Annotated in this window: 17 protein-coding genes; 6 read left to right on the forward strand and 11 right to left on the reverse strand. The window is 59.7% G+C overall.

Translation table 11 applies throughout. The features are described 5' to 3' along the window. Window position 1 precedes the first annotated feature (1 nt). From AC1DPR_RS22355 to AC1DPR_RS22375, 5 genes are all read right to left on the reverse strand, one after another. The gene (locus AC1DPR_RS22355; RefSeq protein ID WP_477817200.1) at window positions 2-298 is read right to left on the reverse strand and encodes a hypothetical protein; all 297 of its coding nucleotides are present in this window, start codon (window positions 296-298) and stop codon (window positions 2-4) included. A 271-nt stretch (window positions 299-569) separates the two neighbouring features. Beyond that, window positions 570-2,252 carry an arylsulfatase gene (locus AC1DPR_RS22360; RefSeq protein WP_477817201.1) on the reverse strand — a complete coding sequence of 561 codons (1,683 nt, stop codon included), beginning with the start codon at window positions 2,250-2,252 and terminating at the stop codon, window positions 570-572. Window positions 2,253-2,644: 392 nt separating this feature from the next. Continuing rightward, complete coding sequence (locus AC1DPR_RS22365) at window positions 2,645-3,745, reverse strand: D-TA family PLP-dependent enzyme (protein ID WP_477817202.1); 1,101 nt, start codon at window positions 3,743-3,745, stop codon at window positions 2,645-2,647. 16 nt (window positions 3,746-3,761) lie between these two features. Then, window positions 3,762-5,222: a M81 family metallopeptidase gene (locus tag AC1DPR_RS22370; protein WP_477817203.1), complete on the reverse strand. Its 1,461-nt coding sequence runs from the start codon at window positions 5,220-5,222 to the stop codon at window positions 3,762-3,764. 19 nt (window positions 5,223-5,241) lie between these two features. Next, window positions 5,242-5,727 (reverse strand): hypothetical protein, encoded by a 486-nt coding sequence (locus AC1DPR_RS22375; protein WP_062376155.1) that lies wholly within the window; start codon window positions 5,725-5,727, stop codon window positions 5,242-5,244. A 112-nt stretch (window positions 5,728-5,839) separates the two neighbouring features. On the opposite strand from AC1DPR_RS22375, the gene AC1DPR_RS22380 reads away from it, so the two are divergent. Genes AC1DPR_RS22380 through AC1DPR_RS22405 form a run of 6 tightly spaced genes read left to right on the forward strand, consistent with a single transcriptional unit; the run spans window position 5,840 to window position 12,598 of the window. Next, window positions 5,840-6,229 (forward strand): RidA family protein, encoded by a 390-nt coding sequence (locus tag AC1DPR_RS22380; protein ID WP_477817204.1) that lies wholly within the window; start codon window positions 5,840-5,842, stop codon window positions 6,227-6,229. 22 nt (window positions 6,230-6,251) lie between these two features. Beyond that, the gene (locus AC1DPR_RS22385) at window positions 6,252-7,115 is read left to right on the forward strand and encodes a MurR/RpiR family transcriptional regulator (protein ID WP_018858434.1); all 864 of its coding nucleotides are present in this window, start codon (window positions 6,252-6,254) and stop codon (window positions 7,113-7,115) included. A 27-nt stretch (window positions 7,116-7,142) separates the two neighbouring features. Beyond that, window positions 7,143-7,919 carry an SDR family oxidoreductase gene (locus AC1DPR_RS22390; protein WP_477817205.1) on the forward strand — a complete coding sequence of 259 codons (777 nt, stop codon included), beginning with the start codon at window positions 7,143-7,145 and terminating at the stop codon, window positions 7,917-7,919. Between the two features lie 25 nt (window positions 7,920-7,944). Further along, window positions 7,945-9,864 (forward strand): beta-N-acetylhexosaminidase, encoded by a 1,920-nt coding sequence (locus AC1DPR_RS22395; RefSeq protein ID WP_477817206.1) that lies wholly within the window; start codon window positions 7,945-7,947, stop codon window positions 9,862-9,864. 9 nt (window positions 9,865-9,873) lie between these two features. Further along, complete coding sequence (locus AC1DPR_RS22400) at window positions 9,874-11,310, forward strand: M81 family metallopeptidase (protein ID WP_477817207.1); 1,437 nt, start codon at window positions 9,874-9,876, stop codon at window positions 11,308-11,310. Beyond that, window positions 11,303-12,598 carry an MFS transporter gene (locus AC1DPR_RS22405; RefSeq protein WP_477817208.1) on the forward strand — a complete coding sequence of 432 codons (1,296 nt, stop codon included), beginning with the start codon at window positions 11,303-11,305 and terminating at the stop codon, window positions 12,596-12,598. The genes AC1DPR_RS22400 and AC1DPR_RS22405 overlap by 8 nt, the downstream gene beginning before the upstream one ends. A gap of 93 nt (window positions 12,599-12,691) precedes the next feature. Here AC1DPR_RS22405 and AC1DPR_RS22410 read toward each other — a convergent pair whose 3' ends face one another. The 6 genes from AC1DPR_RS22410 to AC1DPR_RS22435 form a co-directional block, all read right to left on the reverse strand. Then, a complete protein-coding gene (locus AC1DPR_RS22410) occupies window positions 12,692-14,017 on the reverse strand; it encodes an extracellular solute-binding protein (RefSeq protein ID WP_477817209.1) in 1,326 nt (441 codons plus the stop codon). Window positions 14,018-14,110: 93 nt separating this feature from the next. Continuing rightward, entirely contained in the window at window positions 14,111-14,962 is an 852-nt protein-coding gene (locus tag AC1DPR_RS22415) for a carbohydrate ABC transporter permease (protein WP_113162313.1), read from the reverse strand. Further along, complete coding sequence (locus AC1DPR_RS22420; protein ID WP_477817210.1) at window positions 14,959-15,894, reverse strand: carbohydrate ABC transporter permease; 936 nt, start codon at window positions 15,892-15,894, stop codon at window positions 14,959-14,961. Before AC1DPR_RS22420 ends, AC1DPR_RS22415 begins: the two co-directional genes overlap by 4 nt. Then, window positions 15,887-16,987, reverse strand: a complete 1,101-nt coding sequence (locus AC1DPR_RS22425) for an ABC transporter ATP-binding protein (RefSeq protein ID WP_477817211.1) — start codon at window positions 16,985-16,987, stop codon at window positions 15,887-15,889. The genes AC1DPR_RS22420 and AC1DPR_RS22425 overlap by 8 nt, the downstream gene beginning before the upstream one ends. 245 nt (window positions 16,988-17,232) lie before the next feature. After that, window positions 17,233-18,744, reverse strand: coding sequence for an arabinosylfuranosidase ArfA (gene arfA / locus AC1DPR_RS22430; RefSeq protein WP_477817212.1), 1,512 nt, complete (start codon window positions 18,742-18,744; stop codon window positions 17,233-17,235). Between the two features lie 106 nt (window positions 18,745-18,850). Beyond that, entirely contained in the window at window positions 18,851-19,777 is a 927-nt protein-coding gene (locus tag AC1DPR_RS22435; protein WP_025661264.1) for an ArsR/SmtB family transcription factor, read from the reverse strand. Between the last annotated feature and the right edge of the window lie 61 nt (window positions 19,778-19,838).

The raw sequence follows: 19,838 nt of genomic DNA on the forward strand, positions 1-19,838 counted from the left end.
CTCAGAAGAGAGGATAGAAGAGCCTGTTGGCCGGATAGGAATAAGCCCCCCGGTCCACGACCCCGAATCGATACATGCAGCTTCTCAGCGCTGTGATGTGCCAGGCATTTGTCGGATAGGGTGAGCCGCGATAGTTGGCTTCGGGCAAGCAATAGCGATAGATCCTGTCAAACCGCGAAAGCAGCACGGGATCGGAATCCATCCGTACGCCGTGAAAGGTCTGCCATTGCCAGGGCGGCTCGGCCGCCGATATTGCCAACAGACTTGCTGCCATTCCCACTGCAACTGAGACTCTCATCGACGTGACCTCCCGCGTGCCTGACGCCCACACAAAAGAAGATGCTTTTCAATCGCGTAAGGTCAAGTGTCCGACACCAAAGGAAGGCGCGGGTTCGACATCACAGGTCATGTTGCCGGGGCTTCTCAATTGCAGCCAACGGAAAGCGTGCCTCGCCTCAGCCAATGCGGACCTAGCAGACGGTGTTGGCTCGGCGCCATACGGTGATCCTGTTTGCGCGCGGACAGCAAGGGCAGCCCTTGCCGGCTGCCCGCTGCTTGAGATTTATTCGTCAGTTGCCCGGCTTGTTCCGGATAGCGGCATCTATCTGTTTCTTGACCGCATCCAGATTGAAGGAAGCCGGGTCCTGCATTGGCGGGTAATCGACCGCTGTCAGGGCGAGTTTCTTGACCTCGTCCTGAACGCTGACAAACCGCCAGAACTCGCGGGCAAAGAAGTCATTCATGTATCCTCCACCAAGGTCATTGAGACTTTGCTCGCCAATCGACGGTGTGCGCTCGAACGGATCCTGACGGATATTGACCATGGTGGGCATGTCCGTCGTTACCTTTCCACCGGGCCAGCCCTGGGGCTGCTGGAAGAACTGGAACTTGAAGTTGTCAATGCGAACTGCCCCGAGAGCAGGGCCGCCGAAATAGAAGAACTCATGCCGTGCGGACGGTGATTTGCCGAGCAGCAGATCCAGCTGATTGTAGCCGTCAAGATGGTTCTTGTAGGTTTTGTCGCCCAGCTGCACACCCTTCAGTAACTGGTCGGTGATCTCAGTATTGCCGGCTGCCGCTGCTAGCGTCGGGAACCAATCCAGGGCTGAAAAAATGCCGTTCTCGACCGTTCCCGGCTTGACCTTGCCCGGCCACCGAATGATGGCTGGCGCACGGAAGCCGCCTTCCATCACGGTACCCTTGGTGCCCTTGAACGGGGTCATGCCGCCGTCTGGCCAGGTGAAGACCTCCGCCCCGTTGTCAGTGGTGAACACGACGATCGTGTTGCTGGTCTCGCCAGCATCCTCCACACATTTCAAAAGAGCGCCGACGCTATCATCAAGCTGCGCCACGCCGGCTTCCTCGAGGCCATAGTTGCTGTCGCTGTTCATGAGAGCCTGGTACTTGGGCGACAGATAAGTCCAGACGTGCATGCGCGTCGTGTTGTGCCAGACGAAAAACGGCTTGTTATCGGTCTTGGCCTTATCCATGAAGTCGCACGAAGCCTTGACCAGCACTTCATCGAACGTGCCCATGTCGTACTTGGCCTTGGGCATGATGTCATGCATGTTCGGCACGTTGGACATGTCGGGATAAGGTGCCAGGGGACCCTCGTCCACTATCCTCTGCTTGCCGACCTTGCCCCAGCGCGGCTGTTCGGAAGTGTCGTCGGTATCGGTCGCGAAGCTGTGGACCAGATTGCGCGGACCGAATTTGTCCCGGTAGGATTGGTCATTCGGAAACGAATACCAATAGGGGTCAGACATCGCATCGAGGTGATAGAGATAGCCAAAGAACTCGTCGAAGCCATGCAATGTCGGAAGATACTTGTTCAGATCGCCAAGATGGTTCTTGCCGAACTGTCCAGTGGCGTATCCTTCTGTCTTGAGGACGGTGGCCAGGGTCGCCGCCTTGTCGGGCATGCCGACATCCGCGCCCGCCTGGCCGACCGTCGTCAAGCCGGTGCGCAACGGAATTTCACCGGTGATGAAACTCGCCCGGCCAGCCGTGCAGCTTGCCTCGGCATAGTAGTCGGTGAACATCAAGCCCTCGGACGCGAGCTTGTCGAGATTGGGCGTCTTCCCGGACATGATGCCCCGGTGATAGGCGCCAATGTTGAACCAGCCGACGTCATCGCCCATGATGACAAGAATATTGGGTTTTGCCTGCTGCTGCGCAACAGTCGGCGCAGCCAGCGCGGATGTCAGTGCGGAAGCCAATAGACCAAAGCAAAGGGTTCTCATGCTATTCATGGCATGTACCTCCGTTGAATCTGCCTGAATCACAATTGACGCCCAACGCAAAGGGCGGCACGCCTCCGGATGCAATCCAAGGAGTCGCGTGGCATAGCCCGCCTGCGTGGGCTTGTTGGAAGTCAATGCTGCTTTAAATGACTCGCCATAGGGGCGGCGACGGCACTTGCGCCACCGAAGGGGTCGGTGGCGGCTATGAAACTCTCGTTCTAACGAGCCCGCCTCAAAGACTGCGGTCGTCCAGTACGAGTATGACACATTTCAGCTTTCGCCGCCAGATTGAGGGTCGTGAGCGGGCACCAAAGAGGTTGCCAGCGCGCAAACCTCCCCACGACCGAGGCTGATAGGGAAAGCACCCAAGGTCCTGCACACAAGGCCCTGCACCCAAGGCCCTACCAGACAAGACCGCGCGCAGCCACGTCTTCGACACGTGTGACGACGCCGTCACGATGAAACACCATCGTGTCGAAGAGATTGGAGACAACGCAGGTGTGGTTGGGAATGATGCGGATCTTCTCGCCGATCTCAGGACGCTTGCCGCCGCATTTTGAAAGGTCGATGACGCCATGCTCCTCGGAGAGACCAGTAATCACCGCCTCGGGATAGCCGACGACTGTTCCGAAGTCGGAGAAGCCAAGCAGATCGGACGTCAGGGCCTTCGATCCGGCGTCAATGACAGCGCGATCTGCGGTCGGGCGCGACACGACGGTTGCCAGTACATGCATGGCGCAGTCGGCCTCGCTGCAGTGGCCGGCACGGACCATGGAGCGATCGTTGTAGATATAGGTGCCCGCGCGGTGCTCGGTCGCAGCGCTCACGAGATGAGCCTCAAAGAGGCTTGGCGTGCCGCCGTTGCTGACAATCGGACAGGCAATGCCGTCAGCGTTCAAGAGCAGTAGTGCTTTGCCGAGGAAGGCTTGCACAGCCTCGGCGGAGCCGGGCTTCGGGTAGTTGAGGAGGCCGCCGAAGGAAAGGCCCGGCGCATCGTGAATGCGCTTGGCAAGGTTCTTCGCTTCTTCAGGCGTCTGGACACCGCAGCGCCCGCCACCAGTGTCGCATTCGACAAGAACGGTCAGCGGCTTGCGGGATTGAAAGGTAGAGGACAGGCCGTCGACCGTCACGGCGCTATCGGCAACGACCTTCAGACCCGAGATCCTGTCGTTGAGCGCGCCAAGGCGCTCGAGCTTTTGCGCGCCAAGGATATTGAAGGTGATCAGGATGTCTTCGAAGCCGGCCGCAGCGAACACTTCCGCCTCGCTGATCTTCTGACAATTGATGCCCTTGGCACCTGCCGCGATCTGCTCGGTGGCAAGCGCGGGGATCTTGTGCGTCTTGATGTGCGGACGGAAGTTCAGGCCGTGCCTGTCCATGTAGGCCTGCGTGCGGGCAATGTTTGCCGCCAGTCGCTCCTCATCGATGATCGGCCGCGGCGTTGAAAGGTCGGCGACCCTGTCGCCCGGCTTGGCGACGACGGCAAACGAATTTTGCTGCATGTGACGGCTCTCCGCGCTAGCGGCCGTGGGGATCTTCGACCATCGGCCAGATGTTCTTCGGCGCCCGACGATAGGGTGTCTTGGCCGGACTGTTGGGATAAGGCGTTCCGGCAGAGCAGTAAATGATCTCCGCAGCGATTTTGGAGAAGGATGCGTAGAAATGATTGGTCGATTTGATGACCAGGATCTTCCTGGACGTCGGATCGATGCCCATGACCGAGAAAAGGCTTGGGTCGAAGCTCTGGGCGCGCGTCGAATTCAGAATGATATCGATGCCGTCGAGTACAATGTGCGCTGCATCGCCGAATGGCGCAAAGCTCTCGCCGAAACGCATCTCAGCATTCGTGACGAGCTTCACGACCTTGACGACGCCATCGACCGGGTTGCCGGTGCCAGGTGCGGACTTGGCACCAAAGCGCAGGGGAATTTCGGCCCCCTCTCCCGCCGCCATGCAGATCTGCACTGCCATCGGGTCCCAGATCGTGCCGATCGCAACATCTCTCACACCCCTTGCAAGGAGTTCCTGCAACAGGACGGTGGCATCGCCGGCAGTGCCGCCGCCCGGATTGTCCCAGACGTCGGCGACGACGACCGGCCAGGACGTTGCTGCCACTGCCTGCGTTACGGCCTCAATCTCGTCGATCTGCGGCATGATGAAGGTACCACGCTTCGAAAACAGCTCGAGGCCGAGTTCACGCGCCAGGGCTTCACCCTTCTCCGGCTTGTCGTCGGTGACGACAAGCAGCTTCGTACCCATTTCCGGCACGTCGCCTGCCATGAAGCCGTGAATGACCGAGATCGAGAGGATATCAGAGTCCTCCTTCTCAAGCCGCATGATCTTGTCGACAAAGGAGCGCATCGGATCGCGCGAGGTAGGAAAGACATCGATCATCCGGCAGTCGAAGACGGACATGACGGGTTTTGATCGACCCTCCAACGTCTGGCTGGCAATGCGCCATAAATCCTCCGCGCGATCGACGAAATCGGTGTGCGGGAACTCCTTGAAGTAGACAAAGAAGTCGGCGGCCTGCAGCCTTTTGGCTGTAAGATGACTGTGCGGATCGAGTTCGGCACAGACAAGGACATCAGGCCCGACAATCGCGCGTACACGCGCCAATATGTCGCCCTCCGTATCCTCGTACCCGGCTGCGACCATGGCGCCGTGCAGGCCGAGGATGACGGCGTCGACCGGCATCGCGGCCTCAAGCTGGGTCAGCACCTCATCGCGAAGCCCCTCATAGGTCGAGCGGTTCACCAGTCCGGCCGGGTCCGCCCACGCCGCCGTACCCTCGATCAGCTCCCATCCCTTCTCGGCGCAAACACGCCGCCCTACGGTGATTGGCGCCGTGCAGAGGGTCGGGGTTTCCGGGTGCTGCCCTGGAGGCGCATAAAGGGACGCCTCGAACGCGCGCCGATCAACGCAGATCGGGGAAAACGTATTGGTCTCGGTTGCGAGCGCCGCCGTAAAAATGCGCAAGGGTTTGCCTTTGTGTTGATCAGCCCATCGGGTTCGGCAGGTAGCCGGTGAAGCCGCATATCTTCCAGCGGCCTTCATGCAGGCGGCAATAATAGAGCGTCTGCCACTGCATCACATCACGCGTACCATCGGCCTTGGTAAGGCCGCCATCGAACTTCTTGCGCACCAGCGCCATTTCGCCTTCGATCTCGATGTCCTCAAGCGTGGTGGTCGTGAAGATGGCGCTACGGGTGTCCTCAGAGAAGGATTGTGTTGCAAAGTCTCGTGCCTGACGCAGCCACTCGTCACGGTAGGCCGACAAAGTCGGAAACGCCAGGCGCCACTTGTCGGGGCTGACTTGCTTGCGTCCGTCGATGCCGAGGAAGCCTTCCTCGACGAAATCATGCTCGACCATCGACCAGTCGGCAGCCAGGAATGCGTCGATATCGCGCGCTACCAGCATCTCCCAGATCGAGTGGCGGGCAGCGTCCGAAGCAGGAAACGGATTTTTGAAAGGATCGCGCATTATCTCCCCCGCATTGAAATTCTTTTCATGAATGCTGTTTTTCGCTGGTCAAATTCCGCTTTCTATGGTGACTTGTCAACTTAATACGAAAATAATTTGCAAGGATCGACCAATGTCCATCAAGCGTTATGGCACGGTTCAAAAGGGTGCCGGCGGCAAGTCCCTCCCCTTTGCCCGCGCCGTCGAAGCAGACGGATGGCTCTATGTTTCCGGCCAGGTTGCCATGGAAAATGGCGAGATCATTGATGGAAACATCGTCGCGCAGACGCACAAGACGATCGAGAACGTGATCGCGATTCTCAACGAAGCCGGCTACGGCGTCGAGCATGTGGTGCGGTGCGGCGTCTGGCTCGACGACCCTCGCGACTTTTGGACCTTCAACGCCATCTATCAGCAATATTTCGGCGACCACCCGCCGGCGCGCGCCTGCGTCCAGTCATCAATGATGGTCGACTGCAAGGTTGAAATCGACTGCGTCGCGTATAAGCCGAAGGATCAGTAGCGCAAAGGACGGGAGAGCTCGGTTGGACATTTTCTCTACATTGCAGGAAGAGAAGCCCCGGCTTTCGCCCTCGGAAACCCGTATCGCGGATATTCTCCTCAATGACTTCGAGTTCGCGGTGAACGCCTCGATCATCGAGCTTGCCGAAAAGGCTGACGTATCGCCGCCGACGGTCACGCGTTTCTGCCGGCGGCTTGGCTGCGAAAGCTTCTCCGATTTCAAGGTCCAGCTTGCCCGAACAGCCTATGTCGGGATGCGATATCTGAAACCTGAGCCGAAAAGCACCAATCCGGGCGATGTCGCGCAAGATATCATAACAAAGGCCCAGAACGCTCTTTTCCTGCTTCATCGTTCACTTGACCTTGCTGCCATCGAGCTTGCCGCCGAGCGACTTGCACGCGCCGACATGATTTATGCCTTCGGTTCTGGTGGCAATTCATCAATGATTGCCAGTGAATTGCAAAACCGCCTGTTTCGCTTCGGCCTGCATGTCACCGCAAGCTCCGATCACGGCATGCAATTGATGATGGCCGCCGCCGCCAAGCAGAACGACGTGCTGATCGGCTCGTCATTCACCGGGCGCAACACCGAGCTCGTGCGTGCCTTCGCTCTTGCGCGCGAGTCGAAGGTGACGACGATCGCGCTCACCCAGAGCAATAGCCCGGTCGCGCAAGCAGCCGAAATCGTCGTGCCGATCGATCTGCAAGAGGGCAACAATATCTTCCGGCCCACCTCGACCCGCATCGCCTATCTGGCGGCGGTCGATATTCTCGCCAGCCTCGTCGCCTATGCCATCCAGCCAAAGGCGGCAGTAGCGCTGCGCCGCATCAAGCAGCAGCTCGTTGCCCACCGCGATGGCGATGACCGGCAACTGCTCGGGGACTGACCATTCCATGCCAGAGAGGGGTAGAGAATGACAAAGACGGTAGCAATCGTGACCGGTGCTGCGGGTGATATAGGCCGTGCGATTGCCGAGCGGCTTGCCGAGGATCACGATGCCATCCTGATGGTCGACATCGACTTTGCCGCCGCCGAGAGGGCCGCCCATGGGCTGGGCGCGGCCGAACGCTTCATCGCCTGTGGCTGTGATGTAACGAACGAGGCAAGTGTTGCCGAGATGGCGAAGCGTGCAGCGACGCTTGGTGCCGTCAGGACGTTGGTCAACAATGCCGGTGCTGCGCGCGCCGTCAGCCTGCACGATACCACTGCGGAAATCTGGCGGATGGACAATGCCCTCAATCTCGAGGCGGCGTTCCTCTGCTTCCGCGCCGTCGAGGGACAGCTCGAAGCGACGAAGGGCTCGGTGGTCAACATTGCATCCGTCAATGGCATGAACGTCTTCGGCCATCCTGCCTATAGCGCGGCGAAAGCCGGACTGCTGCATCTGACCAAACTGATTGCGGTGGAATATGGAAAGCTCGGGATCCGCTCGAATGCGGTTGCGCCCGGCACCGTGCGTACGCAGGCCTGGGAGGCGCGCGCTGCCGCCAATCCCAATGTCTTTGAGGAAGCGCGCCGCTGGTACCCGCTGCAGCGGGTTGTCGATCCCCGGGATGTCGCCAATGCCGTTGCATTTCTGGCCGGCCCGCAGGCCGCCGCCATCACCGGCGTCTGCCTGCCGGTGGACTGCGGCCTGACCGCCGGTCAGGCGGAACTTGCCCGTACCTTTTCGCAATCCGAGCACTACTGAAAGACATAGCAAGAGAGGAACAGATATGACTGTGGCGCCCTACCGCCTGGAGAGTTCGTGGCAGCCGGATGGTGGCCCGAACGGCCGCTTTACCTTTTCCCTTTTCAATCTTTCCGATGTTGCGCTTTCCGGCTTCACGCTGGTCTACACCTCGCTGACGCGTGTCATCGATGCCAAGGCCTGCGAAAATGCCACCTTTGTGCGCCGCAATGCCAATTTTCACGAGTTTGCACCGCCAACCGACTTCGTCCTCGAACCGGGCAAGAGCTGGATTTTCACCGTCAGTGGCCTGCACAGGCCCGCGCGCCACTGCACCGATGGCGCCAAGTCCGCCTATGTGACGCTGACTGATGGCAAGCATGTCACGGTTGGAGTGTCCGACCTGCTGCTTGAAGGTCGCGTCAATGAACCGCCGCCGATGCTTCTCCCGGAAGGCAGGCTCACGCTTCCATTCTCGTTGCAGCCGTGGCCGGCTGAAATCGACGCCAGGCCCGGCGATGGCTTTCCTGTCGTTCTCTATCCCGCCGAAGGATCCTCGGCTGACGACGTGCGCGCCGTCTCAACTGCCCTTTCGCTCTGCCGGCGCCTCTTTGAGAGCGACCACGCACCTTTCAATCTCGTGGCCTCGCCGCAGGGCCAGTCCCTGCAGTTTTCGGTTGATCCGACGATAGCTCCGGAAGGCTACAAGCTTGCCTTCTCGCCCGCGACGATCACGCTATCCTTTGCCGATGCTGCCGGACGGCAATACGGGCTGACTTCGCTTTCGCAACTCCTGCATGGCGCCCGCAGCCATCCACAGACGTTCCGCTTTCCCGTCTCCGGGACAATTTCCGACAAGCCGCGATACGGTTGGCGGGGGTGCCATCTCGACGTTTCACGGCAGTTCTATCCGGTCGCTGATATCAAACGCCTGATCGACATCCTTGCCTGGTTGAAGGTAAACATCTTCCATTGGCATCTGACGGATGATGAGGCATGGCGGCTTGAGATCAAGGCCTATCCGGAACTGACGACGACGGGCGTCTTGCGGGGCCCGGATGAGCCGCTCCTGCCTCAACTCGGCAACAGTGCCGAACCGGTTGGCGGCTTTTATTCCCAGGAGGACGTTCGCGACATTGTCGCTCACGCTGCAAGCTTGAGCGTCGAGATCATCCCCGAAATCGATATTCCGGGCCACAGCACGGCCACCTTGACGGCGCTGCCCGATCTGTCCGACGGACAGGAGGCGCCGGACAGCTATCACTCCGTACAGGGCTATCCGAACAACGCGCTCAATCCAGCCGTCCCCGCGACCTACGAATTCCTCGAGAACGTGCTCGACGAGATGGTCGAGCTTTTCCCCTCCTCCTATCTCCACATCGGTGGTGACGAGGTGGCGAACGGCTCGTGGCTTGCCTCCCCGCTTGCCAAGGCGCTGATGGAGAAGGAAGGGATTTCAGGAACGTTTGCGCTGCAGTCCTATTTCCTCAAGCGCGTGAAGGACATGCTGAGCGCCCGTGGTCGCAAGTTGGCCGGTTGGAACGAAGTGGCTCATGGCGGCGGTGTCGCCGCAGCAGACACGTTGCTGATGGCTTGGGAGAACCCGCAGGTCGGGATCGATCTTGCCAGGCAAGGCTACGAGGTCGTCATGACCCCTGGCCAGGCCTACTATCTCGACATGGTGCAGGCGGAGGCCTTTCAGGAGCCCGGTGCAAGCTGGGCCGGGACAGTGCCGCCGGCCCACACCTATGCCTATGAGGCAGAAGGTGAATTTCCGGAGGAACTGAAGGACAGGATGAAGGGCGTCCAGGCCTGTATCTGGTCGGAGCACTTTCTGTCGCGCGGCTATTTCAACCGGCTGGTCTTCCCACGGTTGCCGGCAATTGCCGAGGCCGCGTGGACGCCGCGGGCGATGAAGGACTGGCATCGCTTCGCCGCGATCGTTCCCCTTAGCCCAAAACTGTGAGGGCCGACGATGCGGATTGCGGTTGGCGGAATTCATACGGAATGCAGCACCTATTCGCCGGTGCTGATGGCGGTCGACGATTTTCGCGTCCTGCGTGCGGCCGATCTCCTTGCTTCCGACTATTTCAGTTTTCTCGATGCGGAAGGGGTTGAACATCTCCCGCTACTTCACGCACGCGCCGTGCCCGGTGGTCCGGTTTCGGCTGTTGCATATCAGGCGTTCAAGGCGGAGTTTCTTGATCGATTGAAGGCTGTCCTGCCGGTCGACGGGCTTTACCTTGCAATGCATGGCGCCATGAATGTCGAGGGCATGGAGGATGCCGAAGGCGACTGGATCGCGGCGGCCCGCTCCGTCGTCGGTCCGGACTGCGTGGTCGCTGCAAGCTATGATTTGCATGGCAATGTCAGTCAGAAGATTGTCGACCAACTCGACATATTCGCGGCCTATCGCACCGCACCGCACATCGACGTCAGGGACACAATGGTGCGTGCCTGGTCGATGCTTGTCGACGCCTTGAGATCCGGCAGACGACCCGGTGTAGCCTGGGCACCGGCGCCGGTGCTCTGGCCGGGCGAGCGAACCTCGACCGAGGACGAGCCTGCAAGAAGCCTTTACAAGACGCTGCCCGACATCGACCGGCGCGCCGGCATTCTCGATGCAAATCTGATGATCGGCTATGTCTGGGCGGACGAACCGCGGGCGAGCGCCTGCGCGGTTGTCACAGCGACCGACAGACAGGCGGCGGCCCGGGCAGTTGAAGAGATCGCCGCATCCTATTGGAATGCGCGGGAAAACTTTGTTTTTGGGCCGGTGACCGGGCCGCTCGAACAAATGCTTGAACTGGCGGAGGAAGCCTCTACAGCGCCTGTGATCCTAGCGGATTCAGCCGACAATCCGACAGGCGGCGGTGTCGGGGATCGCGCTGATGTGCTCAAGGCTTTGCTGGAGCGGCGGTTTGACGGGGCACTGCTTGCCGGCATTACGGATCGGCCGGCTGTCGAGGCGTGCTTTGCCGCCGGCAAGGGCGCAAGGATCGGGCTCGATATCGGTGCGACGCTTGACCCGTCGAGCTCGCCTGTCCACGTGGAAGCAGAGGTTGTCTTCCTCGATGATCCCGGTACCTTTGACGAGCGTCAGGCGGTGGTACGGACCGGAGGGATTACGGTCGTGCTTGCTGGCCGCCGACGGCCCTATCACAACATCGCCGATTTCACGCGCCTTGGGCTCGATCCAAAGTCAGTGCGCATGCTGGTGGTAAAGTCGGGCTACCTCTCTCCGGAACTTGCGCCGATCGCCAACCCGAACCTGATGGCGCTGACGGAGGGGGTGGTGAACCAGGACATCGAAGCTCTGGTGAGCAAACGACGCATCCGGCCGGTCTTTCCCTTTGACCGCGACTTTGCCTATACGCCGCAGGCACGCCTTTCGGCGCGCTGGAATGACTGATTTTTTCCTGGCAGGTTTCGGCCTCGCGTCGAACCTGTTAAGGCGTCTCGATCCGCATCGCCGGTTGATTTCCTTCCCTCGACCCATCATGACCCGTTTTCTGCCTGACGTATTCCGCAACCCGACAGTTCGGGTCAGCATGCTTGCGATCTTCGCCTTTGGCTTTGCCGGCGCGGCGACCTCGCCGTATCAAGCGGTCATCGCGATCCGCGAGCTTGGCCTGAGCAATGGGCTCTACTCGGCGCTGATCTTTGCTGCAGCAGCCGTCAATGTCACCGTCAGCATCCTGCTCGGCAATCTTGCGGACAGACTTGGTGAGTTCCGCAGGCTGATGCTGTCGGTCGCCGTGTTCGGCATCTTCGGCTATGGCGCGGTCTACGTCTTTCCGACACAGGCAACCTTTGTCCTCAGTGCGCTGTTGCTGCTGCCGATCTACAACGCGCTCAATTCCCTGCTCTTTGCCAATGTGCGAGCCACCACCAACGGGATGCCACGCGGTGACGTGGCGACGGTAAACTCGGGCGTGAGAGCGATGATTTCACTCTCCTGGGTGCTGGTCCCAGGGTTTGTCGGCATACTCCTGTCGCGGTCAACAAGCATGCTGCCCGCCTATCTCTTCGCAAGCCTTGCCTGCCTGGTGTGCCTCTGCCTGATCGCCGCGTTCCTGCCACGCCAGAGCGGAACCGACAATGCAGCCACGCATCATCTTTCCTATCTTGCTGCACTCGCAGAAGTCATCTCACCTCGCGTCTTCGTCCGCGTGATCGCGGTGGCGCTGATCAGCAGCACCCTTCACGTGAACGGTGCCATCCTGCCACTGATCGTTACGGGCCCCGCACACGGGACGGTCGGCGATATCGGGATCCTGGTTGGCATCGTTGCCCTGCTCGAGGTGGTCTTCATCGTCGTCTGGGGCCGTGCCCAACGGATCATGAGCCACGTTACGGCGCTGGCGATCGGCACGATCATCTATGTCGTGTACCTTCTGTTGCTCGGCTTTGCCTCTGCGCCATGGCATGTTTACGCCTTGACCCTCATCAGTGGTGTCGGCGCGGCAGCACTCATCAGCATTCCGATCACCTACCTGCAGGATCTGATCGCCGAGCGGCCGGGCCTTGGCAGTGCGTTGATATCCGTCAACATCTTTGTCAGCGCGGGGCTGAGCGCCCTTCTCTTTGCGATCGGCACTGGCGTCAGCGGCTATTCCGGCACGGCAATCATCGGTGCTGCAGCAGGGCTTTGCGGGCTTTTCCTGCTGCTTTTCTTTGACGGCGACAAACGGCGCTGAGACCGGAAAAATCTCCAACCAACCCCCTTCAACTGCAAATGCCCGCCGCGGACTGCGGCGGGCATTTGCTCTCTTGGCTTGGGAGAATAAGCCTCAGATGTTGGCGAGCAACTCGTTGATGCGCTGTTCCATATCGGTGAGCGCTGCATCGATCTCCTTCTGACCGGTGATCGCAGCACTCATTTCCTGGCCGATAATGTCCTGGATCGCAAACTGGCGCTGGACGGAAGACGGCAGCGGAGTGCCGAGCGTGGCGATTGCCGAAATCGTGTCACGATGCGGCAGAGCCTTGAACTGATCGGAAGCCAGAACCGCCTTGACAGCCGGCAGGTGGCCGGTCCGCGACCAGTCGAAGTCGTTGTCGTGGAAGAACTTCAGGAACTTGCCGATGGCAGCTGTCTGCTCGTCGCTGCGATCCTTCTGCGACACTGCCCAGCTGTGGCCGTCGGCATATTGCGCCTTCTTGCCCGGGAAGAGCTGCGGATAGGGATAAACGGCATAGCCGCCGGCGTTCAGCGCGGTACCTGCCTTTTCGGAGGATGCCGTATAGTCGCCGATGACCCAGGTGCCGTTCAGGTGAACGCCGCCCTCGCCTGCGAGGAAGGCGTTGATGCCGGCCGCATAGTCGAGATCCTTGGTGGTATAGCCGTTGTCGTAGATCGCCTTGTACATCTCGAGGACTTTCTTGGCCTCGGGCGTATTGATCTTCACCTGCTTCGGATCGGCAAAGAAGTTCGAATCCTGCTGGAACAGGTAGGTATAAAGATTGCGGGTATAAAGCGCGACTTCGTTCGCCAGGTTCTGGACAAAGTATGGCTTGCCGGTCTTTTCCTTGAACTGCTTGGCCTGAGCCGTGAGTTCATCAACGCTGGTCGGCAACTTCGGCGTGCCGTCGGCGTTGAGGAGATCGGCCTTTTTGAAAAGGTCCAAGTTGATGTGGTACAGCATGGTCCAGTTGTCGATCGGCAGACCGTAGATCTTGCCGTCCTTGGTCACACCGTTCAAGCTGGCATCGGTGAAGTCGGAAGACGCAACGCCAACGGACTTCAGGACGTCGTCCAGCGGCATCAGCAGGCCCTTGGACTGATAGTCAGCCAGTACCGACTGGTGGATAGTGACGATATCCGGCGGGTCGCCGGCAGCAAACTGTGCCGTCAGCTGGTCATAACCCGGCCATTCCACGGTCGTCACCGTCACATGCACATCCGGATTGTCCGCGTTGAACTTGTTGATAAGCGAGGTGATGATACCGCATTCCCCGACAGCCTTGCTGACATCGGTATTGGTGCCGAAGTCGGCATCGCACGCGCCGAAAAAGCGCTGAACCGTCAGTTCGGTGGCGGCAAAAGCCGGGCTTGCGCCGGCAAGGGCAATCACCGAGGCCGCGGCAAGCATGTATTTTCTGAAAGTATGCGTCATTCCAACTCCTCCTCTTTGGGGTTCCCCACCCCTTGACGTGAGCCCCCTCCTCGGGAGCCGGTTGCACTTAAAACGTGGTCTCTGTCGCCAGCCCTAGCGCACGGCGGTACCGGATACGGCCGTCACGATGTATTTCTGGAAGAACAGGTAAAGGATCAGGATCGGCGCGCTGGCGAAGACTGCCTGGGACATCAGGAAGCCGAGACCTTGAGACTGCGCGAAATTCATCTGGGTCGAGGCGATCCCGACGGTCAGCGTGAACATCTCCTTTCGGGTGCCTGAGATCAGCGGCCAGAGATAGTCATTCCAGGCGCTGAAGAAGGTGAAGATGCCAAGCGTTGCCTGCGCCGGAATGGTGAGCGGCAAGAGCACCTTCCAGAAGATCTTGAAGCGGCTGGCGTTGTCGAGCAGGGCCGCCTCGTCCAGCTCCTTGGGGATGGCGCGAAAATACTGCGTCATCAGGAAGACGCCGAAGGGTGCGGAAAGCCCCGGCAGGATCAGCCCCGGATAGGTGTTGTGCAGCTTCAGCCAGCCAAAGATCTGCTGGCGGGCAATCAGCACGGCCTGTTCCGGCACGGCAAGGCCGAGCAGCACGATGACGAAAAGCAGGTTGCGGTAAGGAAAGTTCAGCCGCGCGAAGCCATAGCCGGCAAGCGAGGAAAGGACCAGCGTCGCGAGCGTCAGGCCGCCCGCAACGATGGTGCTGTTTAACACCCAGCGGAAAACCGAGGAGGTGCCGATGACATCGATATAGTTCTTGATCGTGTAGGGCGCGCGGAAGACGGAGTTCATGTCCAGCATGAGTTCCTTGTTGTCCTTCACGGAGAGCGCCACCACCCAGACCACCGGCGCCACCATGACGAGGGCCAGCGCGATCACCAGGCCGAGGATGATGCGGTCGCCCAAGGTGCGGCCGACGATATTGCCCGAGACAGATCCGCTCATCCCTCTTCTCCCTTGCGCCGCGTGGCGATGTACTGCGCCATGGCGGCAATCAGGATCATCATGAACAGGACTTCGGAAGCGGCAGCACCGAGCCCCAGGTCCCACTTGGTGAAAGCGGCCTCGTAGATGTAGAGGACGACCGGCTTGGAGACGTTGTTGGGGCCACCGTTCGTCATCAGCCGCGCCTGGCCGAAAAGCTGGAACTGCAAGACGATCTGGATGATGACGACGAGCACGAAGGTGCGCTTGATCGAGGGCAGCGTGATGTACCAGAGCGTGCGCCAGCGGCTGGCATTGTCGAGAGCAGCCGCCTCGTAGATCTCGCCAGGCACCTGCTGCAGAGCCGACAGGAAGAGCATCATCGGCAGGCCGATGCACCACCAGACGGTGGCGATCGCAATGCCGATCATGGCAAGCTGCGGATCGGAGAGAAAAGCGGGCGCAGTCGCCCCGAACCAGCCGTAGATCGTCGCCAGCAAACCGAAATTGCCGATGAAGACGATCCGCCAGATCAGCGTCACGATCGTCACCGAAAGAACGGAAGACGAAAAATAGAAGGCGCGCAGCACGGCGGCGGTGCGGGTGCGGCGGTTGAGCGCCAGCGCCAGCATCAGGCCGATGATCGCGAGCGCCGGTACCGTCAGGAAGACGAAATAGAAGGTGTTGCCGATCGCCTGCAGGAAGATGCGGTCGTTATAGAGGCGGATATAGTTGGTCAGGCCGACAAACTTGCCGACGCCAAAGGCGTCCGCCTTGTGCAGGCTCAGCCAGATGCCCCAGAAAAGCGGCACGACGAGAAGGGCCACGAAGACGAGGAGATAGGGCGCGACGAAGAGGGCATTGCGCCATTGCGGCGCATTGATGTTCTGGATGTTGCGCCGTTCGGCGGCCGTAGCCGTCGCATCGGCACGATCGAGTGCCGCCTCAGCCATGACCGGCCTCCTCATTGTGCCAGGCGTGACCGGCATCATCGAAGAGATGCGTGCGCGTCCCGTCGAGCGTCAGCCCCACCTCGTCGCCGATTGCCACGCGGCTGTTGCCGATGTCCTCGGCAATGACGACGCTGCCATCCTTGAGGCGCGTATAAAGAAGGGTGCGATCGCCAAGACGCTCGAGGACATCCACCTTGCCCGTCGTCGTCGCAGCAACGCCGTTGGCGAGCTTGACGGCCTCTGCACGAATGCCCAGCGAGTACTCGCCACCCTTGACCCCAGCTGCGCGGATGGCGGTCTTGAGTTGCGTGCCGTCGGGAAGCCTTGCGCGCAGGAAACCGTTTTCTTCCGACAGGGCGACGGTCAGGAAGTTCATGGTCGGAGAGCCGACAAAAGTGGCGACGAACCGGCTGGCCGGACGCGAGTAGATCTCCATCGGCGTGCCGATCTGCTCGATCTTGCGATTGTTCATGACGACAATGCGGTCGGCGAGCGTCATTGCCTCGATCTGGTCATGCGTCACGAAGATCATCGTCGATCTCACCCGATTGCGCAGCTGGGCGAGCTCGACGCGGGTGCGAACGCGCAACGCCGCATCGAGGTTGGACAGCGGCTCGTCGAAGAGGAACGCCTTCGGTTCCTTGACGATGGCGCGGCCAATGGCGACGCGCTGGCGCTGGCCGCCGGACAGCTGGCCGGGCTTGCGCTCCAGGAGGTGGCCGATCTCGAGCATGCGGGCTGCTTCGGCAATTCGCTTCGAGATCACATCGCTCGACAGGTTGATGTTGCGCAGTCCGAAGGCCATGTTGTCGGCGACCGTCATATGCGGGTAGAGCGCATAGGACTGGAACACCATGGCGATGTCGCGCTGACCGGGCGGCAATGTGTCGATGCGCTCGCCATTGATGGAGATCGTGCCGCCATCCACGCTTTCGAGCCCAGCAATCATGCGCAACAGCGTCGATTTTCCGCAACCCGACGGCCCCAGGAAGACCAGGAACTCGTTGGCCTTGATCGACAGTGACAAGCCGTCGAGGACGGTCATCGAGCCGTAGCGCTTGGTGACATTCTGAATTTCGATATTGGCGGTCATCCGGCTGCTCCTGGATTGCAGTCAGAACCCGAAAAACCGATATGGACACATGGCAGGCATGCTGAGAGCGAGTATGCATCCGCTTTTATCGGCGAATGTCCCTCAGTCAGTGATAGTGCCAGAACAGAAGCTGTCGCTCCCATCTCTTCCTCCCAGTGGCACGTCAAAACCGGTGCGCTGACGTTAAATCATACAATTGCTTTGTCAACACATCGTTTGATATGTATCAGCAAAGCGGATTTATATTATGCCTGCAGGCGGATCATCCTGTAGGACAGCGGCGCGATCCTGGCGCTGAGCCTGCCATCGGCAAAGCTCGTGCCCGTGACGGCCTTCGCCACGACGTTGTCGGGCTTGTCGGCGGTATTGGTGATGTTGAGATCCGCATGGGCCACGACCTGATCGTCGATGACCCGCAAGGCGCCGAATTCGAGCAGGCTCGCATCGAGATCGAGCGTCTCGGTTCCGTGGCGGTTGACGATGAAGAAGGTCACCGTCTTCTTGTCCGCATCATGGACCGCCGATACGTCGAGGTAGGGCACATCTCCAAGGTCGTCAACCTTGTAGCTCGGGCTGTCGACCATCAGTTTCAGCGCAGTTCCACGCCCGTAGACGGAAGCGAAATAGTAGGGATAGAAGATTGTCTGACGCCACGCCGGGCCGCCCGGGACCGTCATGATGGGTGCAATGACGTTGATGAGCTGCGCCAGGCAGGCAATTTTGACGACATCGGCGCGATTGATGAAGGTGTTGAGAATGCAGCCAACCTGGAGCACGTCCTCGAAGTTGTAGTCGTCTTCCAGAAGGGCCGGCGCATGCGGCCAGCCATTGGCGCCGGCAAGCGTTGCCTTATCGCGCTCCTTGGAGTGGTACCAGACGTTCCACTCGTCGAAGGAGATATAGACGTTCCTTGACGAGCGCTTCTTCGCCTTGACGTAATCGATGACGCCTGCGACCGTGCCGATGTAATTGTCCAGCTCGATGCTGCGGGCGAGATAGTTGGCCGTGTTCTTGGCGCGGTTTTCGAAGTACATGTGCAGCGAGATGTAGTCGACCTCATTGTAGGTGTGGTCGAGGACAGTTGCCTCCCACTCCGGATAGGTCGGCATGTGTGCGTTGGACGAGCCGCAGACGACGAGTTCGAGGGAGCTGTCGAAGGCGCGCATGGCCTTGGCGGTTTCATGTGCCAGACGGCCATATTCGTCCGCCGTCTTGTGGCCGATCTGCCAGGGTCCGTCCATTTCGTTGCCGAGGCACCAGAGCTTGACGTCCCAGGGCTCCTTTCTTCCGTTGGCAATGCGCTTGTCACTCCACTCGCTACCGCCAGAATGATTGACATATTCGAGGAAGTTGCGCGCCTCGTCGAGGCCACGCGAACCGAGGTTGACGGCCAGCATCATCTCCGTATTCGCCGAGACACACCACTCGGCGAATTCGTGGATGCCGACCTGGTTGCTTTCGGATGTATGCCAGGCAAGGTCGAGGCGGGTCGGACGGTCTTCCTTGGGGCCGATGCCGTCTTCCCAGTTGTAGGCCGAGACGAAATTGCCGCCCGGATAGCGTACGATCGGAACATTCAATTCCTTGACGAGATCGATGACGTCCCGGCGCATGCCGTTCTCGTCGGCGGTCGCATGATCCGGCTCGTAGATGCCCGTATAGACGGCCCGACCGAGATGCTCGATGAACGAGCCGTAAAGGCGCGGGTCGATGTCCGAGATCGTGTATTTGCTGTGCGCTGTAACCGCGGCCTTCATGAGATCCTCCACTGTATCGTCATTTGTGATTTGTATCACAATTTGAGATGAATAAAGCGGAAGCCCGGGGCGGGGTCAAGACCAAAATGCAGAAAATCGGACAGACTTACCGAGTCTTGAGACGCAGCAGAATGTCCTGGTCGTAATTGCCGAATCCACGCCCGAAGATGTTGATGCCGCCAGGATGTTTGGCGTTGTCGCGCACACCGATGCGCAAACGGATCGAATGATGTTCGTCGAGCTTCAGGTCAGCGAGCGTGATCTCGGAAATGCGCAATCCATCGACAAAGGCGCCGTCGTCATTGATGCGGAAGTTCTTCAACTTGCCGTACTGCGATCCCTTCAGTTTCCACCAATCCGGGGTGAATACACCGCGTTTGTCGCCAAAATCACCCGGAGACGTCCAGGTTCCGATATCGACCCCGTTGACCGTCAGGGTTATGTCGGAGGGCCAGTCGGCGCTGGTACCGGGAACCTCGGAGCTTAGCTCCATCAGGAACTCGATTTCGCGGATGCTGGTATTCGTCAATCGCGCATTGTTGGGAAACTGATATTCAACATGCCCGCGTGTGAACCAGATGAGCCCCGCCTTCATGCGGTCGGGATCAAGGAAGGTATTGGGCACATCGAGCAACCCGATGATGCCGTCGGCCGAGCAAAGTCCGCAAGGCGCCGTCACCTCGAAGCTCGTATAGAGACCAAGTGGCATCGATACCTCGATCGCGTCTGGTTCAGTTTCCTTGATTTCATTCTTGAAGACCACCAGGATCTCGTCATAAACGCTGCGGCAGACCTTCTGATTGCCCTTGCGGGCCTTCTGGGTTTCCGTGTGGATAAGCCCCGCCTCTTCCAACATCTGGACGTTGGTCGACACGCTGGATTGCGGCAGATCAAGGATATCAGCTATTTCGTTGACGTTGAGCGCGCCCTTCTCGTGCAGAAGCTTCAACACCGCCACGCGAGCCGGCGATGCCAGTCCCTTGAGGATAGGCATACCCTCTTCGGGGTCGACGACAAGGAAGCTGCGGCTCATGGGGCTCCGATCGGCACAGGAAAAGATTACGCAATTGGTTCTATATCAGAGATATTGATTT

It is taken from the genome of Rhizobium sp. 01T417, from assembly GCF_056398905.1.